We start from the raw sequence: 17,058 nt of genomic DNA on the forward strand, positions 1-17,058 counted from the left end.
TCCGTGATTAAAACAAAGGGGTCGGAATATCGCCCCACACGACGTGGGCAGGGGGCGTTTCGATGGCGGTAACCTTGCCGGCGGCGATGTCGACTTCGACCAACAGCAACGGATCGACACCATAGGCCGATCGAACGATGTCCGTCCCGGCCGCGCGCTTCTCATGGATGCGCGCTTGGCTGAACAGGATCTTGTAGTAACGTCTGTCGAAGTTCGCCGGCGTGTGGTGGCCTCCTCGCCCCGGCTCGAGGTCGATCGGCAAGTCGGCCAGGTGCCAATCCCGAGGTACCACATGGACCACCAGCGGATCCGCGCCAAAGCGCGCCAGCAGCTGCGGAACCTCTGAGTTCTTGAGTGCGGTACGATAGGCCGCGAGCAGTTCCTCCTCGCTGAGCGGAGCAGGCGACAACACGGCGGCGCGGTTTGGGTAAACCGCCGTGATTTCCGATAGCGTATATTCCCGCAAACCGAATCCGATGAGCAAGGCAGCGATGATGCTCGCGACGGCGCCCAATGCACCGAGTCCGATCCGGGGATGTCCGCCGCGATCCGCGGAATGCGGAATGAAAGGCAGAATCGGCGGGGTGCGGGCTTGGTAATCCCGGTAGGCTTGGCCGAACTCCGCTTCGCAGCGCCGCTCTTCCAGGGCGGCGAGATAGCGATACATGAACAGCATCGCCACGTATGCGATCAAGACGAGAAAGCGCGGCCACATCAGCAGGGTGCCCAGTCCAAGCAGCGCCAGCGCGGTATATTGCGGGTGACGGCTGAAGGCATACAGGCCCGTCGTGACCAGTCCTTTTTGGCGGAACTTGTTCCAATAGAGCTGGCCCGCCGAGGCCAGGAACCATGCCGCTCCGATCACTGCGAAGACCCCGCCGATCCAGGGCAGCGCGTTGAGAACCGGACTCCGGGTCGTCGAAATATGGGGCAGAAAGAACTGGGTCAGCCAGGCCGTGGCTTCCCAACGGTTGAGAACATTCAAGGCCGGCCCGTACAAGGAGTAAAAATAGAGGGCGGCCGGACTGATCATGAACAGGATTTCGAAACCGATGACCAGGTAAACGATCCATGCGGTCGGCTTCAGCAGCCGTTTTGGGGTAGTGGAATTCTCGGGTCGAGACGGGGCGTTCATTGCTTGGGACCTCTCCATTCGGGTTGGATAACACGATAATCCCGATCGGTTACGGAACGGTTTCGCCGAGTGGCAGATTTGTAACGGCCGATTTCATTTGCGCCATCTGTTACCGAAAGTTACAAAGTTTTTCTGGAATGTTGTGAAGGATGTCTGACAATCCGCCCATGTCGAAGTCTCCGCGTATTCTGATCGTAGACGACGACCGCGAACTCCGCCAATTGTTGTCCGGGTTTCTCGCACGGCATGGTTATCGAGTGGATGCGGCGGCGGATGGACACGCCATGGCGAGAGCCATGGATGTCGCGCGCTTCGATCTGGTGGTGCTGGATTTGATGTTGCCGGGCGACGACGGCCTCGCGCTCTGCCGCCGGCTGCGGGCGACGTCGAATCTGCCGGTGATCATGCTCACCGCGCTCGCCGAGGAGACCGACCGCATCGTCGGGCTGGAAATGGGCGCCGACGACTACGTGGTGAAGCCGTTCAGCCCGCGCGAACTCCTGGCCCGCATCAAGGCGGTGCTGCGGCGTACCGGTGGAGCGCCGAGCCATGCGTCCGACGGAGCCAAGACATTGGTCTTCGACGGCTGGCGGCTCGACCTCGCCAAGCGGGAACTGCATTCACCGGAGGGCGTGCTGATGCCGCTGACGAGCGGCGAGTTCGATCTCTTGGCGGCCTTCGCGGAACATCCGCAACGCGTCTTGAGCCGCGACCAGTTGCTGGACTTGACCAAAGGACGCATTGCCGGCCCGTACGACCGCAGCATCGACGTACAGCTGAGCCGGCTGCGCCGCAAGATCGAGGCCGATCCCAACGACCCGACGCTGATCAAGACCGTGCGCGGCGGCGGTTATTTGTTCGTGCCCCGTGTCCTTCGCGAGAAGTGAGACCCAATGAGACTCTGGCCCGACAGCATCGCCGGCAGGATCGTTGGGCTGCTCGTCGCTGGGCTTGCTCTCACCATGTTGGCAAGCCTGTCGATCTTCATGCTGGATCTGTTCCACGGCAAGGGATGGGACGAGACTTTCCGAAACCTGCACCGTACCGCCGTCGTCGCCTCGGTGCTGAATCGGGTGTCCCCCGATTCCCGGCTGGCCTTGATTCCCGCCTTGAGCGAACCGGGCCTGTCGGTTGCCTGGCGGCCCGGAGAAACGCCGCCCGCCATGGCTCAAGACGCGATGACCCACCATCTGGCGCGCGATGTCCGCGTTCTTTCGGAGTCTTACGGGCTAGAGCGGGTCGAGGCCGGGTATCCGGCCGGCGCGCAGCGGCCGGCATTGGACTGGATGATGCCGGCACCGGGCCCTCTGCACGTTTGGGTGGCGCTGTCGGATGGCACCTGGGTGCAGTTCTCGATGGCAACCGAGCGTGTCGGCGCGCTTTCGACCTTGCGGCTGGTGCTGGCAATCGGCGTGTCATTATTCGGCATCATGGCGTTGGGGCTATGGGCCGCGCGCAAGGTGACCGCTCCACTGGCCCGGTTCGCCCTTGCCGCGCAACGGCTCGGCGCCAATGTGGATGTCCCGCCCATGAGCGAGACCGGCCCCAGCGAAATCCGCCAGGCCGCGGCGGCTTTCAACGACATGCAAAACCGCATCCGCCGCCTGATCGAAGACCGTACTTTAATGCTGGGCGCCATTTCCCACGATGTGAGAACCGCACTGACCCGGCTGAGATTCCGCACGGAATTGATAGTAGACCCCGCTCAACGCCGGAAAGCGGCCGCCGACCTGGACGAGATGGAATCGATGCTGACAGCGAGCTTGTCCTTCGCCCGCGACGATTCGGCGGCGGAACCTCCGACCGTTCTCGATCTGTCGGTACTGCTGCAAAGCCTATGCGACGATTTCGCCGACGCCGGAAAGCCTGTTTCCTGCGAAGGCCCCTTGCATCTGAAATATTCGGGCCGCCCGGTGTCGCTGCGCCGCGCCTTCGCCAACCTCATCGACAATGCCCTGACCTACGGGCGAGCAGCGGACGTGGTGCTGATCGATAGCGGCGACTGCATCGAGATCACCATCGGCGACCGCGGACCCGGAATTCCCGACGCGATGAGGGATCGGGTTTTCGTCCCGTTCTTCCGCCTGGAAGCCTCGCGCAGCCGCAAAACCGGCGGCACCGGGCTGGGGCTCACCATCGCCCGCATGGTCGTGCGCCGCCACGGCGGCGAAATTGCCCTGGCCGACCGACCGGGCGGCGGCTTGCTGGTGAAGGTGACTTTGCCCAAGGTGTCGTCCCCGGTTTTTGCCGGCCTCTGACTGACATCGGCGATTACAGATGTTGTAGGTCGGCAACCCTTTGCCGACGAAGACGCTCGGCCGGGACGTGGCGTCGGGAAGGGATTCCCGACCTACAGGGTGCTACGGTCGTAGGTCGGCAATCCTTTGCCGACAAACCCGTTGGCCCGACGGAAGCGTCGGGAAGGGTCGCGACTAAAGCGACCGTTTGCGATTGGAAGGGGGACTTTGGTGCTCCCAAAGTTCCCGTTTGCGATTGGAAGGGGCGTCCTGGCGCTCCAATCGCAAACGGTCTGGCCGGGAGCGCCGGCCAGACCCTTCCCAGGACGGCCGTTTGCGATTGGAAGGGATTCCCGACCTACTAAAACCGATAAAGTAGGTCGGCAACCCTTTGCCGACAACGATGTCTACAAATCAGCCTGCCCGGGAATCAGCGAATAGACCGCGGCGGGGCCGTCCGTGCAGCATCAATCGGTTGCGCGCGATGCATTCGAACGTCGCGCCGCTCTTTTCGGCGCCCCGCCGGTTCGGATAATTGCCTTCGATGGCCACGATCTCGAGGCGTGTCAGCCGGATTTCGGAAAACCCAAACCCCGCGATGAGACGAACCGCCCGCGTGGCGATGCCTTGCCCCTGCCGGGATTGCCTGATCGAATAGCCGATGTTGCCGAAGCCGTGCTCCCGGTTGATCTGATTGATCGCGATACCGCCGTAGAATTCCCCGTCTTCCGTGGAGAAGACGCCCAAATCATAGGCGGAACCGGAACGTATATTTCCCGCGCACTCGCCGAACCACGACCGCGCCGCATCGAGGTCGAACCCCTGGTGGCACCGGGGCATCCACCGGCCCACGGAATGCACGGATTCGTGCGCCGCATCGACGAAAGCTGGACCGTCGTCTTCCCGGAACGGACGGATGCAAAGGCCTGAGCCGAGCAACGGCGGCGTCATGTCGCTTCTTCTTTGAACTATTAATCCGCGGGTTGAAATGACAGCGGCCCATAAAAGCTATCACTGCCCGGCGCTTTCGCAAACAAAGGGATATCCGGAAATCCCATGACACGGGATGGGCCGAGGCTCGAAGCCCAAAGCTCGACCGAGCGCACTCGATTGGCAACGCCTCCACCGTGTAAGGCACATCCGGCCCTCTCGTCGACGTAGTCGCCGGTGCGATTTATCTCGGTTTTGGGGCGCCTTTCAAAAAGTTTCTTGTGTCAATTCAGATGCATGGCTAGCATTTTTTCCATTTATGCACCCCCGGAGCGTAAAGTTTTGCGACATTTCGGGGTGCCTATTTCTAGTCAGCCGCAATCAACACCAGGAGACTCGCCATGAAAATTACCGTCGAAACCACCGTCGCCGTGCCCATCGAAGAAGTCTGGCGTGCCTATACGACACCCGAGGAGATCAAGCAGTGGAATACCGCGTCCGATGACTGGCACACAACCGCTGCCACAGTGGATTTGCGCGTGGGCGGCGCCTTCTCGTCGTGGATGGAGGCAAAGGACGGCAGCAAGGGATTTGATTTTGCCGGAATTTATACAAATGTCGTGAAACACAAGCTGATCGAGTACTCGTTCGGTGATCGCGCGGCGCAGGTCGAGTTCGCCGATGGCCCGAAAGGCGTTAAAGTACGCGTAACGTTCGATAGTGAGTCCACTCATCCCGTCGAACAACAGCGCGACGGGTGGCAGGCCATTCTGAACAGCTTCGCTCGCCACGTCGAGGCACGCCGGTAACTTCTCGCGGCGCCAATCGCCGCCGACAACCCGTTCGACACCGACTCGCAAAACGGGCCGCCTCCCGCCCTTTTTGCTCGCGGGGCAACGCGAGCGTTAACCTCCCGATCCATCCAAGAAGTGGACCTTGCACTCAAAAAACATGGCCAGAAAGAACGCCCAAATACCCAAACAGGAAGAACCCATCGAAAAGCAGCTCTGGAAAGCGGCGGACAAGCTGCGCAAGAACATCGACGCGGCGGAGTACAAGCACATCGTGCTGGGGCTGATCTTCCTCAAGTACATCTCCGACGCCTTCGACGAACTGTACGAAAAACTCAAGGCAGGCGAGGGCGAGTACGCCGGGGCCGACCCGGAGGACAAGGACGAATACAAGGCGGAGAATGTTTTCTTCGTGCCGGAGACCGCGCGCTGGTCGTATCTGCTCACCAAGGCCAAGCAGCCGGACATCGGCAAGACGGTGGACGCCGCCATGGACGCCATCGAAAAGGAAAACCCCTCGCTGCGCGACGTGCTGCCCAAGGTCTACGCCCGCGGCAACCTCGACCCCACCAACCTTGGCGGGTTGATCGACCTGGTCGGCAATATCGCCTTGGGCGAAGCCAAGGCGCGCAGCGCGGATATCCTCGGCCACGTGTTCGAATATTTCCTCGGCGAATTCGCCCTGGCCGAAGGCAAGAAGGGCGGCCAGTTCTACACGCCGCGCAGCGTGGTCGAACTGCTGGTGGAAATGCTGGAGCCCTACAAGGGCCGGGTGCTCGACCCCTGCTGCGGTTCCGGCGGCATGTTCGTGCAGTCGGAAAAGTTCGTCGAAGACCACCAGGGCAAGGTGAACGACATCTCCATCTTCGGCCAGGAGAGCAACCACACCACCTGGCGCCTGGCGAAGATGAACCTCGCCATCCGCCACATCGACAGCTCGCAGGTGAAATGGAACAACGAGGGCTCGTTCCTCAACGACGCCCACAAGGACCTGAAGGCCGATTACGTCATCGCCAACCCGCCCTTCAACGACAGCGACTGGAGCGGCGAGCTGCTGCGCAAGGACGGCCGCTGGCAGTACGGCGCGCCGCCGGTCGGCAGCGCCAACTACGCCTGGATCCAGCATTTCCTCTACCACCTCAACCCCAACGGCCAGGCCGGCTTCGTCCTCGCCAAGGGCTCGCTCACCTCCAAGACCTCCGGCGAGGGCGAGATCCGCAAGGCGCTGGTGGAGGCGCGGCTGGTGGACTGCATCGTCAACCTGCCCGCCAAGCTGTTCCTGAATACCCAAATCCCAGCCTGCCTGTGGTTCATTCGCCGCGGGCGCGGCGAACCCTCACCCCGGCCTAGTGGCCACCCCTCTCCCAATGGGAGAGGGGGAGAGGGATATCGAGACCGGAGGGACGAGATACTGTTCATCGACGCCCGCAACCTCGGCCACCTCATCAACCGCCGCACCCGCGAGTTTTCCCGCGAAGACATCAAGAAGATCGCCGACACCTACCACAAGTGGCGCAACAAAGACCCCTCGCTCTCCGGGCGACGGCACAACCCAGAACCCTCGCTCTCTGAAAGAGGGCACAATCCAGAACCCTCTCCCTCCGGGAGAGGGCAGGGTGAGGGTGTCTATCAAGACATCAAGGGCTTCTGCGCCTCCGCCCCCATCGAGCGCGTGCGCGAACTGGACTATGTACTCACGCCGGGCCGTTACGTCGGCCTTCCGGATGAGGAGGACGACTTCGACTTCAAGGAACGCTTCACCAAGCTCAAGGCGGAGTTTGAAGCGCAGTTGAAAGAAGAGGCGCGCTTGAATGCATTGATTGCGGAAAATTTGGCGAAGGTGAAGATTGATGGCTAAGTGGGAGGATTGCACGCTAGGCGATATAGCCGATATACAGACTGGTCCTTTTGGTAGTCAGCTTCACGCCGCAGACTATGTTGAAATCGGCATCCCGTCCATTATGCCGACAAACATCGGCAATCGGCTTGAGATACGAACAGAGGGGATAGCATGCATCAAGGAAGCCGATGCGCAGCGTCTTGAAAGATATTTGGTACAAGAAAACGATATTGTTTACAGTCGTCGGGGCGACGTTGAGAAATGTGCTTATGTTACGCATGAGCAGGCGGGTTGGCTTTGTGGTACGGGATGTCTAAGGGTTAGATTTACATCCAAAAAGGTCTATCCGAGATTTTGTGCATATTATCTGTCAACGGACGAAATCAAAGGGTGGATCAGCGGTCATGCAGTTGGAACGACCATGCCAAACTTGAATTCTGCAATTTTGCAGCGAGTTCCATTGTTGCTCCCACCGCCATATGAACAAAAAGCCATCGCCTCGGTCCTCTCCAGCCTCGACGACAAAATCGACCTGCTCCACCGCCAAAACAAAACCCTTGAAGCCATGGCCGAAACCCTTTTCCGCCAGTGGTTTGTGGAAGAGGCGCAGGAGGATTGGGATGGTGTTGAGCTTGGCGATGTTGTTTCCGTAAAGGGTGGTACAACGCCGAGCACCAAAGAGCCTGCTTATTGGGATGGCGATATTCACTGGACTTCGCCACGCGATTTGTCGAGCCACGATTCTGTTTTTCTATTCGACACAGAGAGAAAAATAACTGAGCTTGGTTTGGCGCAAATCGGCTCTGGACTGATGCCAATCGGAACGGTGCTGCTTTCGTCTCGTGCGCCAATTGGATATTTGGCTATTGCAGATATTCCAGTTGCCATTAACCAGGGCTATATCGCAATCGTCTGTGATAAGGCGCTCTCTAACTATTTCATGTATCTCTGGTGCAAGGTGAACATGGATGAAATCAAGAATGCAGGGAACGGCTCCACGTTCGAGGAAATATCTAAGTCGAATTTCAAGGCACTACAGGCGAGCAAGCCACCTACAGAAAAACTGGCGGTATTTAACGAATCTGTCTCTCCAATTTTCGACAAGATCAAGGTCAATCAGAAGCAGATACGAAAACTCGAAAAACTCCGCGACACCCTGCTGCCCAAACTCATGAGCGGCGAAGTCCGCGTGGCGCAGGCATGAAATGACCTTTAACCCCGACATTCACCGTCGCCGTTCCATACGCCTGCGCGGCTACGATTATTCCCGGGCTGGAATGTATTTCGTCACCCTATGCACACATGACCGCACTCCCCTGTTTGGGGAGGTGATCAATGGCGAAATGAACCTGTCCGAAGCGGGCGTCATAGCCGCGGATGAAATATTGGCGACGGCAAAAATGCGCCACAATGTTTTATTCGATGAATATATCGTTATGCCAAATCACATGCACGGAATCATCGTTGTAGGGGCACGTTGCACGCGCCCTCGTTGCACGCGCCCTGATTGCGATGCCGGACACGAGCCAGGGCGCGTGCAACGCGCCCCTACGATCGGGGATGTGGTGCGCGGGTATAAATCCGCGGTGACGAAACGAATCAATCAATTGCGCAATTCGCCCTCTTCACCGGTATGGCAACGCAATTATTACGAACACATCATCCGCGATGACTCCACCTATTTGAAGATTGCGGAATACATTCAATCCAACCCGCAGAGATGGCGCGAGGATGTGTACTATGTTTAGCCCGACCGAACCCGCCATTGAGCTGCATAGGCAGTCATGCATGGGAAAAGTATAGTCACGCCAATATTGCCATGAGCATAGGAGACAAGAATGTTACTGGATGAATTGCGGCGGAATAGACATCGGATCGAGGCGCTGGCGCGGCAGTATGGCGCGCGGCATATCCGGGTGTTTGGCTCCGTGGCGCGGCGCGAGGAGCGGCCCGACAGCGATGTTGATTTTCTGGTTGATCTTCCCCGCGGTTACGATCTCTTTAGTCAACGCATCCCGCTGGCACAAGAACTGGAGGAGTTGCTGCATCGCAAGGTGGAAGTGGTGCCGGAGCACGAACTCAATCGGCACATTCGCGAGCAAGTGATGAACGAGGCTGTGGAGTTATGAATAAACCGTGGCAGCCTTATGCGCTGCATATCCTGGACGCCATCGCCAAAATCCGGCGTATTCAGGCGCGCGGCGACCTTGCTCGGGACGAGGTGCTGTACGATGCCGCATTGCGAAATCTGCAGACCCTTTCCGAAGCCACCCAATTACTGCCCGACGACCGGAAAGCCGCCTTCCCATCCATTCCGTGGAGAGAGATCAGCGGCTTTCGCAACATTCTCGTACACAATTACCTCGGCTCCATCGACCCTCTGACCATCAGTAATGTGATCGAAAGACACCTGCAACCGCTTGAGGATTGCATCAGGGCTATGCTGGCGCAGGAATCGGGCGGTCGTGATGAGTAGGATTTCGGAGTCCGAAATCGAAACCTTCGCCATCGAGTTGCTGGAACGGCTCGGCTATCAATATATCTACGCCCCCGATATCGCGCCGGACAGCGAAACACCGGAACGGGACCGCTTCGAGGAGGTGTTGCTGCTGGAACGCTTGCGCACGGCGGTGGCGCGCATCAACCCGAGCATTCCCGCCGACGCGCGCGAAGAGGCCATCAAACAGATCCAGCGGCTCAATTCGCCGGAACTCATCACCAACAACGAGGCTTTCCACCGGATGCTCACCGAAGGCATCAAGGTGATCTATCAGGACAAAGGACATGAGCGCGGCGATCTGGTGTGGCTGGTGGATTTCGCCAGGCCGGACAACAACGAATTTATCGTCGCCAATCAGTTTACGGTGATCGAGAACCACCAGAACAAGCGTCCGGACGTGGTGTTGTTCGTCAACGGCCTGCCGCTGGTGGTGATGGAACTTAAGAACGCCGCCGATGAAAACGCCACCATCGGCGCCGCGTACAAGCAGTTGCAGACCTACAAGGCGGAGATTCCCAGCCTGTTTGCCTACAACGGGATGCTGGTGATTTCCGATGGATTGGAAGCCAAGGTGGGGTCGCTATCGGCGGGATTCTCCCGCTTCATGGCGTGGAAAACGGCGGACGGCAAGCTGGAAGCCTCTCCGCTTATCAGCCAGTTGGAGACCTTGGTTAACGGCATGCTGAACAGGGCCACGCTGCTGGATTTGCTGCGGCATTTCATTGTTTTTGAACGGACTACCGTTCAAAAACAACCCTCCCTCAATCCCTCCCAAGGGGAGGGAAGCCATTATCGCGAACGGACTACCGTTCAAGGACAGCCCTCCCTCAGTCTCTCCCAAGGGGAGGGCGGCCATTATCGCGGTGGGATGGATTTTGTCGGATTGAAAAAGCAGGTTCGTGAGTTGCGCAAGCATCAAACGAAAGCCGAGGATGTATTCTGGGAGCTTGTACGAAACAGGCAATTCCTGGGTTTGAAATTCAGAAGACAGCACCAATTCGGTCATTACGCTGTTGATTTCTACTGCCACTCCGAAAATCTCGTCATTGAATTTGACGGAGAAATTCACGAGCAGCCTGAGCAGAAGAAAAAAGACGAGAAGCGCGACAAATATTTGCAGAGCCTTGGAAATAAGGTTTTACGGTTCAAAAATGAAGACCTGCTCGACGACCCAGAGTCGGTGTTTGAGCAGATCAGCAAAAGTCTCTCTCCCTCTGGGAGAGACGGAAGAGAGGGTGGTATCACGACAGTGACTACCATCAAGAAGCTGGCCGCGTACCACCAGTACTATGCCGTCAACGCCGCCGTCGCCTCCACCTTGCGCGCGGCGAGTGAAGCGACGCCCGGAGCGGCGGAAACGCCGGAGAGCTACGGCATGGCGAGCGTAAAGACGCAACCGCCGGGCGACCGTAAGGCCGGGGTGGTGTGGCACACCCAGGGCAGCGGCAAGTCGCTGTCGATGGTGTTTTACACCGGCAAGATCGTGCTGGCGCTGGACAATCCCACCATTGTGGTGATCACCGACCGCAACGATCTGGATGACCAACTGTTCGATACCTTCGCGGCCTGTACCCAGGTGTTGCGGCAGGAACCCAAACAGGTCGAAGACCGCCAGCAACTGAAAGACTTGCTCAAGGTCGCTTCCGGCGGGGTGATCTTCACCACCATTCAGAAATTCCAGCCGGATGCAGGCAATGTCTACGAGCAATTGACCGACCGCCGCAATGTGGTGGTGATTGCCGACGAAGCGCACCGCACCCAGTACGGCTTCAAGGCCAAGACCGTGGACGAGAAGGACGCGCAAGGCAACGTCACGGGCAAGAAGATCGTCTATGGCTTTGCCAAGTACCTGCGCGACGCCCTGCCCAATGCGACTTACCTCGGCTTTACCGGCACGCCCATCGAAAAGACCGATGTGAACACGCCGGCGGTGTTCGGCAATTACATCGATGTCTACGACATTGCCCAGGCGGTGGAAGACGGCGCCACCAAGAAGATTTATTACGAAAGCCGTTTGGCCAAGGTGTCGCTCAGTGAAGAAGGCAAGAAGTTAATCGCTGAACTGGACGAAGAGCTGGAGCAGGACGAACTGACCGAGACCCAGAAGGCCAAGACCAAGTGGACCCAGATGGAGTCCTTGGTCGGCGCGGCGCAGCGCATCAGGAATGTGGCTCAGGATATCGTGGCGCACTTTGAAAAGCGCCAGGAAGTATTCGTCGGCAAGGGCATGATCGTGGCCATGTCGCGGCGCATTGCGGTCGAGCTTTATGACGAAATCATCAAGCTAAGGCCGCGGTGGCACTCGGATGAGCTTACCGAGGGCGTCATCAAGGTGGTGATGACGGCCTCGTCGTCGGACGGCCCGAAGTTGGCCAAGCATCACACCACCAAGCAGCAACGCAAGGCCCTGGCCGAGCGTATGAAGGATCCGTATGACGGGTTAAAGCTGGTCATTGTGCGGGACATGTGGCTTACGGGATTCGACGCGCCGTGCATGCACACCTTGTATATCGACAAGCCCATGAAGGGCCACAACCTGATGCAGGCCATCGCGCGGGTCAACCGCGTGTACGGCGACAAACCGGCAGGGCTGGTGGTGGATTACTTGGGCATAGCGTCGGATCTTAAACAGGCCTTGTCGTTTTATGCCGATGCCGGCGGCAAGGGCGACCCCATGCTGGCCCAGGAACAGGCGGTGCAGCTCCTGCTGGAAAAATTGGAAGTGGTTTCTCAGATGTTCGACGGTTTCGCCTACGAAGACTACTTCGAGGCCGATACATCCGGGAAGCTATCCATGATCCTGGCGGCGGAGGAATATATCCTCGGGCTGGAGGATGGAAAGAAACGCTACATTGATGAGGTTACGGCTTTATCTCAGGCGTTCGCCATCGCCATTCCCCACGATCAAGCCTTGGATGTGAAGGATGAGGTCGCCTTCTTCCAGGCGGTGAAGGCACGCTTGGTGAAGTTCGACAGCACCGGGTTCGGGCGTGCTGACGGGGAGATTGAAACCACCGTTCGGCAGGTCATCGACAAGGCGCTGGTGTCGGAGCAGGTCATCGATGTATTCGACGCGGCGGGGATCAAAAAGCCCGATATCTCGATTCTCTCCGAAGAATTTCTGCTGGAGTTAAAAAACAAGGAGCACAAAAACATCGCGCTGGAAGTATTGAAGAAACTGCTCAATGACGAAATTAGGGCGCGCGCAAAAAAGAATCTGGTCGAAAGCAAGCGTTTGTTGGAAATGCTCGAAGACGCCATCAAACGCTACCACGCCAAGGTACTGACGGCAGCCGAAGTGATCGAGGAGCTGATTAACGTTAGCAAGGAAATCGTCGAATCGGACAAACAGGCCGAAGCGCTGGGCATGAGCGATTATGAGTACGCTTTCTATACCGCCGTGGCCAACAACAAGAGCGCCAGAGAGCTGATGCAACAAGACAAGCTGCGCGAACTGGCCGTCGTGTTGTTCGAAAGAGTAAAAGCCAACGCGTCTATCGATTGGACAATCAAGGAGAGCGTCAAGGCGAAGCTGAAAGTCATTGTGAAGCGAACATTGCGGCAGTACGGATATCCGCCGGATATGCAGAAGCTGGCAACCGAGACGGTGCTGAAGCAGGCGGAAATGCTGGCGAATGAGATTGCCGCCGGTGGCGTGGGCGTTTAGCCCGTAGGCTGGGACGGAACTTCGCGGAATCCCATCTTATCGGCGCCGCGGAATGCTGGGTTTCCGCTGGCGCATTTTTATACCTGCTGAACGGGCACTTGCGAGTAGGTCGGGAATCCCTTCCCGACACTTCCGTCGGGCCAACGGGTTTGTCGGCAAAGGATTGCCGACCTACGACTGATCGATAGCGGCGACCGCGGACCCGGAATTCCCGACGCGATGAGGGATCGGGTTTTCGTCCCGTTCTTCCGCCTGGAAGCCTCGCGCAGCCGCAAAACCGGCGGCACCGGGCTGGGGCTCGCCATCGCCCGCATGGTCGTGCGCCGCCACGGCGGCGAAATTGCCCTGGCCGACCGACCGGGCGGCGGCTTGCTGGTGAAGGTGACTTTGCCCAAGGTGTCGTCCCCGGTTTTTGCCGGCCCCTGACTGACATCGGCGATTACAGATGTTGTAGGTCGGCAATCCTTTGCCGACAACGGCTCGATAACCGGGTTCGCCTACGGCTACTATCAGTGGAAGCAATGGGGAAGAGCGGGTTACCGCGAACTGAGAAGATGCGGGGTCAGCGTCCGGGAAGCCTGGAACACCAGTAAATCGGCGCATGGCCCCTGGCGGCTTAGCAAGACGCCCACTTTGACGCTGGCCTTACCGCGCCGTACCTTCCTTAACCTGGGGCTGCCGGAGCTGGCAGCATGAGATGGCCGTTATTCATCGAACCGCCGTGGTACCTGACCCGTATGCCCGGTGGTGTGGGAGGAGCGGTGCCGTAAGGCATCGCCCTATCCCGATTATGTGTCAACAAAAACGTTAGCTCCGCAAGATCTGTTATGCCCCTTCGTTCTTGGAACGATAGTCTCCTGAACGCCAAGGAGACGTTTCTTTGAACACTAACACAGCGAAGGTCCACGCTCGGTTCCAGAAGGTGCTTGAATACATTGATAACCACCTGGAGGACGACCTTTCCGTGGAAATACTCAGCGGTGTTGCGGCCTTCTCGAAATATCATTTCCACCGGCAGTTCTCTGAACTCTTCGGGATCGGTGTATACGAGTATGTTCAACTTTGTCGCTTGAAACGAGCCTCTTATCAGCTAGCATTTCGCAGCCACCGCCAAGTCATCGACATAGCTTTGGCCAGTGGCTACAAAGGGCCAGGGTCGTTCTCTCGCGCATTCAAAAAGAGCATCGGGCAGTCACCTTCCGAATTCAGGCGTCAGCCTCAGTGGAATCCTTGGTACGCGACCTATCAACGATTGAGCGAACTAAGGAGCAATCACATGAAATCGATAACGAACGGCGAGCAGGTCAAAATCGTCACCTTCAATGAAACCAAGGTCGCCGCGCTTGAACATCGTGGCGACCCACAACTGATCGGTAACTCAATACGGAAATTCATCGAATGGCGAAAGCAGAATCATCTCTCGCCAAAGGTTAGTGCCACATTCAACATTCTCTACAACGACCCGGCAGAAATCGCCCCTGAGGATTATCGTATCGACATATGTGCAGCAACCGTTCACGACCTCGCCAACAACGAAGTCCGAATAGTGAGCAAAACCATTCCCGGAGGCAGATGCGCGGTGTTGCGGCACATCGGCTCCGATGACACCCTTCGAGATACCATCCGATACCTTTATTCCGAATGGTTGCCGCAAAGCGGAGAAGAACCGAGAGATTTTCCGATGTTCTTGCAACGAATCCGGTTCTTTCCGGATGTGTCGGAAGGCGAGGCTGTTACTGACGTATTTCTGCCCATTTATTAGCTCACAGGATGCGCTGAACGAAGGGAAGCCCCCTTCGACCGGGCTCAGGATAGGCCCTTCGACTGGGCTCAGGACAGGCATTGTTCGCGATCGATGCGGTTCATGCCGGACCTCCCTATCCGGCACCCTGTGGGCGGCTCCGCCGTGCAAATTGGCCTCGCCACGCTACGCTGTCCCGCTTCGCTCGCGAGTCCGGGGCAGCCCGTCCCTGGCCTGCCCGCTCGTCGCGTTGCGCCTCGCCCTGCCGATTTGTCGTACCTCAGCGCATCCTATGAGCTGAAGCGCATTCACGCCGGTTCGCTTTTCTGGACGAACCGTTCCGCACGCGCCGACAAGGCGCGATAGACCTGTTCGTGGAGCGGCGCGGGAATTCCGTACTGGCGCGCCATTCCGACCACGGCTCCCGTCATCGTTTCCAATTCGGTCCGCCCGCCTTTTTCGAAGTCCATGTGCATGGACGATTTCGCACCATGGGGAAACGATGCGGCTTTGCCCAGCGAGAGCTCCCGGATGTCGGGCGGCAGACGAACGTTTTTCGCCCGGGCGACGCATTCGAGTTCTTCGTATAGTCTGATCAGGACCGCCTTGCTTTCGTCGTCGTCCATGAGTTCGCCGAAGGTCTTGTCGAAATAGGCCGTCGCGCTCGCGAAAGGCGAAACGAACAGATATTTTTCCCAGACCACGGCGTCGATGTCCCGCCGGTACTCGGCCTTGATGTCCGCTTTCCGCAGGAGCGCTTCGATCGCTTCGAAATCTCCGGCTGTTGCGCTCTCCGGGCCGAAAAACAGTTTGCACGATCCTCCGGCCTGGTGGACTACGCCTGGGGCAGCGAGGCGGGCGCCGATGTAGACGCAACCGTTGCAAATGCGCGCTTCGGGGAGAATCGCTTTCAAGCGTTCGGCGTTGTCGACGCCGTTGAGCAGCGTGATGATCGTGGTCCGTTCGTCGACATTGCCTTTGAGGGAATGCGCGCTGGATTCGAGATCGTAGGACTTGACGCAAAACAGGACTAAATCGAAGACCCCAAGCTCGGACGGATCGTCGGTGGCCACGTGAGGCCGCGAGGTAAAGCTTTCGTTTTCGGTAGTCAGACGAAGGCCGTGAGCCTGGATCGCCCTCAAGTTCTCGCCCCTGGCGACGAACACGATCTCGGGATCATTTCCAGCCGCGTAAAACCGGGCCAGCTTGCCGCCGTAATACCCGCCCACCCCGCCGATTCCGATGATGGCTATTTTCATTTCTTTCACGATGCTGTGCTAAGCAAGAGAGCGATTCCGAGGGCGAAACCGCCGAGGTAAGTACCCAAGGCTCCGATGATGCGAAGCGGATGGGGCCGGTTGAGATCGGCGGACATCAGCATGCCCGCCGCATGAAGCACTCGGCAGAGGGTGAGGGCGACTACCGTCCACTCGACCCATGCGCCGGCGCCAACGGTATTGAAGTAAAGAAAAAGAACGATCAACAGGGGCACGTACTCCGCGGCATTGCCATGCGCGCGAATGGCCTTGTTGAGGGGGCTCGACGGATCGGCATCCATGCCGATGAGCGTTTTGCTAGCCCCCTGACGCCCGGAGACATGAACACTCAGCAGAAAGTATAAGACGACGAGAAGACCAGATAGGTGTTCATGAAGCTGGATTCTCCTGAGGGCGTCGAACTGCCTGGTTTAGAACGGACGTACTGTGGTATGTCCTTTTTAGGTCGGAGCACGGAATGCCGGCTAATTAGTCATCCGGCGCAGCCAGCATGGATTGCGGCAAATGATCGGTGATGTCAAACCATGGCGCCTTGGAACCGACCATCACATGACGCATGGGTTTGCAGCCGGGATCGCTGTCGACCGTGCCCAATGCCAAACCGAAAGCTGCCGCCGAAGCCCGCATGGCAAGAAACTGCAGGTTCGAACCGCACACCTCGCAGAAAGTTCGCGTGATCTCGGGAGACGACGGGTAGTGTCCCAAGAACTCCTCCCCCTGGACCCACCGAAAATTTTGGACTTCGACATAGCCCCAGGTCGCGAAGGCTGCGCCGGTAGATTTTCGGCACATGGCGCAGTGGCAGTTACGCGCGAACTGAAGCGGGTTATCCATTTCATATCTGATCGTGCCGCACAGGCAGCCGCCGGTAATCATTCTGTGTCCTCGATAGGGTTGTTCGGTAGGGGAGCAACGGTGATGGTGCCAGCTGCTCGTAGAG

At 58.2% G+C, this 17,058-nt stretch carries 16 protein-coding genes; 11 read left to right on the forward strand and 5 right to left on the reverse strand.

Features of this window, described 5'->3' with window-relative positions; genetic code table 11:
- Positions 1–7: 7 nt before the first annotated feature.
- Positions 8–1,135 carry an isoprenylcysteine carboxylmethyltransferase family protein gene (locus B2A78_RS04525; RefSeq protein ID WP_166642692.1) on the reverse strand — a complete coding sequence of 376 codons (1,128 nt, stop codon included), beginning with the start codon at positions 1,133–1,135 and terminating at the stop codon, positions 8–10.
- Positions 1,136–1,284: 149 nt separating this feature from the next.
- Here B2A78_RS04525 and B2A78_RS04530 point away from each other — a divergent pair, with 149 nt between their 5' ends.
- Both B2A78_RS04530 and B2A78_RS04535 read left to right on the forward strand, forming a co-directional pair.
- Entirely contained in the window at positions 1,285–2,022 is a 738-nt protein-coding gene (locus B2A78_RS04530; protein WP_205780665.1) for a response regulator, read from the forward strand.
- 6 nt (positions 2,023–2,028) lie between these two features.
- Positions 2,029–3,393: an ATP-binding protein gene (locus tag B2A78_RS04535; protein WP_205780666.1), complete on the forward strand. Its 1,365-nt coding sequence runs from the start codon at positions 2,029–2,031 to the stop codon at positions 3,391–3,393.
- A gap of 393 nt (positions 3,394–3,786) precedes the next feature.
- Here B2A78_RS04535 and B2A78_RS04540 read toward each other — a convergent pair whose 3' ends face one another.
- The gene (locus B2A78_RS04540) at positions 3,787–4,323 is read right to left on the reverse strand and encodes a GNAT family N-acetyltransferase (protein WP_205780667.1); all 537 of its coding nucleotides are present in this window, start codon (positions 4,321–4,323) and stop codon (positions 3,787–3,789) included.
- A gap of 380 nt (positions 4,324–4,703) precedes the next feature.
- Between B2A78_RS04540 and B2A78_RS04545 the strand changes: the two genes are divergently transcribed.
- The 9 genes from B2A78_RS04545 (at position 4,704) to B2A78_RS04590 (ending at position 14,862) form a co-directional block, all read left to right on the forward strand.
- Complete coding sequence (locus tag B2A78_RS04545; protein WP_077728709.1) at positions 4,704–5,111, forward strand: SRPBCC domain-containing protein; 408 nt, start codon at positions 4,704–4,706, stop codon at positions 5,109–5,111.
- 142 nt (positions 5,112–5,253) lie between these two features.
- The gene (locus B2A78_RS04550; RefSeq protein ID WP_077728710.1) at positions 5,254–6,951 is read left to right on the forward strand and encodes a class I SAM-dependent DNA methyltransferase; all 1,698 of its coding nucleotides are present in this window, start codon (positions 5,254–5,256) and stop codon (positions 6,949–6,951) included.
- Positions 6,944–8,137 carry a restriction endonuclease subunit S gene (locus B2A78_RS04555; protein ID WP_077728711.1) on the forward strand — a complete coding sequence of 398 codons (1,194 nt, stop codon included), beginning with the start codon at positions 6,944–6,946 and terminating at the stop codon, positions 8,135–8,137. Before B2A78_RS04550 ends, B2A78_RS04555 begins: the two co-directional genes overlap by 8 nt.
- A gap of 1 nt (position 8,138) precedes the next feature.
- A complete protein-coding gene (locus tag B2A78_RS04560) occupies positions 8,139–8,681 on the forward strand; it encodes a transposase (protein ID WP_077728712.1) in 543 nt (180 codons plus the stop codon).
- A 90-nt stretch (positions 8,682–8,771) separates the two neighbouring features.
- The gene (locus tag B2A78_RS04565; protein ID WP_077728713.1) at positions 8,772–9,062 is read left to right on the forward strand and encodes a nucleotidyltransferase domain-containing protein; all 291 of its coding nucleotides are present in this window, start codon (positions 8,772–8,774) and stop codon (positions 9,060–9,062) included.
- The gene (locus B2A78_RS04570) at positions 9,059–9,409 is read left to right on the forward strand and encodes a HepT-like ribonuclease domain-containing protein (RefSeq protein WP_077728714.1); all 351 of its coding nucleotides are present in this window, start codon (positions 9,059–9,061) and stop codon (positions 9,407–9,409) included. The genes B2A78_RS04565 and B2A78_RS04570 overlap by 4 nt, the downstream gene beginning before the upstream one ends.
- Entirely contained in the window at positions 9,402–13,100 is a 3,699-nt protein-coding gene (locus tag B2A78_RS04575) for an HsdR family type I site-specific deoxyribonuclease (protein WP_077728715.1), read from the forward strand. The genes B2A78_RS04570 and B2A78_RS04575 overlap by 8 nt, the downstream gene beginning before the upstream one ends.
- A 180-nt stretch (positions 13,101–13,280) precedes the next feature.
- A complete protein-coding gene (locus B2A78_RS04580; protein WP_276205327.1) occupies positions 13,281–13,526 on the forward strand; it encodes an ATP-binding protein in 246 nt (81 codons plus the stop codon).
- Positions 13,527–13,980: 454 nt separating this feature from the next.
- Positions 13,981–14,862 (forward strand): AraC family transcriptional regulator, encoded by an 882-nt coding sequence (locus tag B2A78_RS04590; protein WP_077728717.1) that lies wholly within the window; start codon positions 13,981–13,983, stop codon positions 14,860–14,862.
- Positions 14,863–15,149: 287 nt separating this feature from the next.
- Here B2A78_RS04590 and B2A78_RS04595 read toward each other — a convergent pair whose 3' ends face one another.
- The 3 genes from B2A78_RS04595 to B2A78_RS04605 all read right to left on the reverse strand — a co-directional run bounded on the left by B2A78_RS04595 (position 15,150) and on the right by B2A78_RS04605 (position 16,994).
- Entirely contained in the window at positions 15,150–16,100 is a 951-nt protein-coding gene (locus B2A78_RS04595; protein ID WP_077728718.1) for a 2-dehydropantoate 2-reductase, read from the reverse strand.
- A gap of 5 nt (positions 16,101–16,105) precedes the next feature.
- Positions 16,106–16,501, reverse strand: coding sequence for an MAPEG family protein (locus B2A78_RS04600; RefSeq protein ID WP_077728719.1), 396 nt, complete (start codon positions 16,499–16,501; stop codon positions 16,106–16,108).
- A gap of 85 nt (positions 16,502–16,586) precedes the next feature.
- Entirely contained in the window at positions 16,587–16,994 is a 408-nt protein-coding gene (locus tag B2A78_RS04605) for a GFA family protein (protein WP_077728720.1), read from the reverse strand.
- Positions 16,995–17,058 lie beyond the last annotated feature (64 nt).

It is taken from the genome of Methylocaldum sp. 14B (assembly GCF_002005105.1).
GTDB lineage: Bacteria > Pseudomonadota > Gammaproteobacteria > Methylococcales > Methylococcaceae > Methylocaldum.

Excerpts from the sequence above, each read along its gene's own strand:
- B2A78_RS04605 (WP_077728720.1), bottom strand. The coding sequence starts at position 16,994 with ATGATTACCGGCGGCTGCCTGTGCGGCACGATCAGATATGAAATGGAT.
- B2A78_RS04540 (WP_205780667.1), bottom strand. The coding sequence starts at position 4,323 with ATGACGCCGCCGTTGCTCGGCTCAGGCCTTTGCATCCGTCCGTTCCGG.
- B2A78_RS04535 (WP_205780666.1), top strand. The coding sequence starts at position 2,029 with ATGAGACTCTGGCCCGACAGCATCGCCGGCAGGATCGTTGGGCTGCTC.
- B2A78_RS04575 (WP_077728715.1), top strand. The coding sequence starts at position 9,402 with ATGAGTAGGATTTCGGAGTCCGAAATCGAAACCTTCGCCATCGAGTTG.
- B2A78_RS04550 (WP_077728710.1), top strand. The coding sequence starts at position 5,254 with ATGGCCAGAAAGAACGCCCAAATACCCAAACAGGAAGAACCCATCGAA.
- B2A78_RS04560 (WP_077728712.1), top strand. The coding sequence starts at position 8,139 with ATGACCTTTAACCCCGACATTCACCGTCGCCGTTCCATACGCCTGCGC.
- B2A78_RS04565 (WP_077728713.1), top strand. The coding sequence starts at position 8,772 with ATGTTACTGGATGAATTGCGGCGGAATAGACATCGGATCGAGGCGCTG.
- B2A78_RS04555 (WP_077728711.1), top strand. The coding sequence starts at position 6,944 with ATGGCTAAGTGGGAGGATTGCACGCTAGGCGATATAGCCGATATACAG.
- B2A78_RS04545 (WP_077728709.1), top strand. The coding sequence starts at position 4,704 with ATGAAAATTACCGTCGAAACCACCGTCGCCGTGCCCATCGAAGAAGTC.
- B2A78_RS04595 (WP_077728718.1), bottom strand. The coding sequence starts at position 16,100 with ATGAAAATAGCCATCATCGGAATCGGCGGGGTGGGCGGGTATTACGGC.
- B2A78_RS04525 (WP_166642692.1), bottom strand. The coding sequence starts at position 1,135 with ATGAACGCCCCGTCTCGACCCGAGAATTCCACTACCCCAAAACGGCTG.
- B2A78_RS04530 (WP_205780665.1), top strand. The coding sequence starts at position 1,285 with ATGTCTGACAATCCGCCCATGTCGAAGTCTCCGCGTATTCTGATCGTA.
- B2A78_RS04570 (WP_077728714.1), top strand. The coding sequence starts at position 9,059 with ATGAATAAACCGTGGCAGCCTTATGCGCTGCATATCCTGGACGCCATC.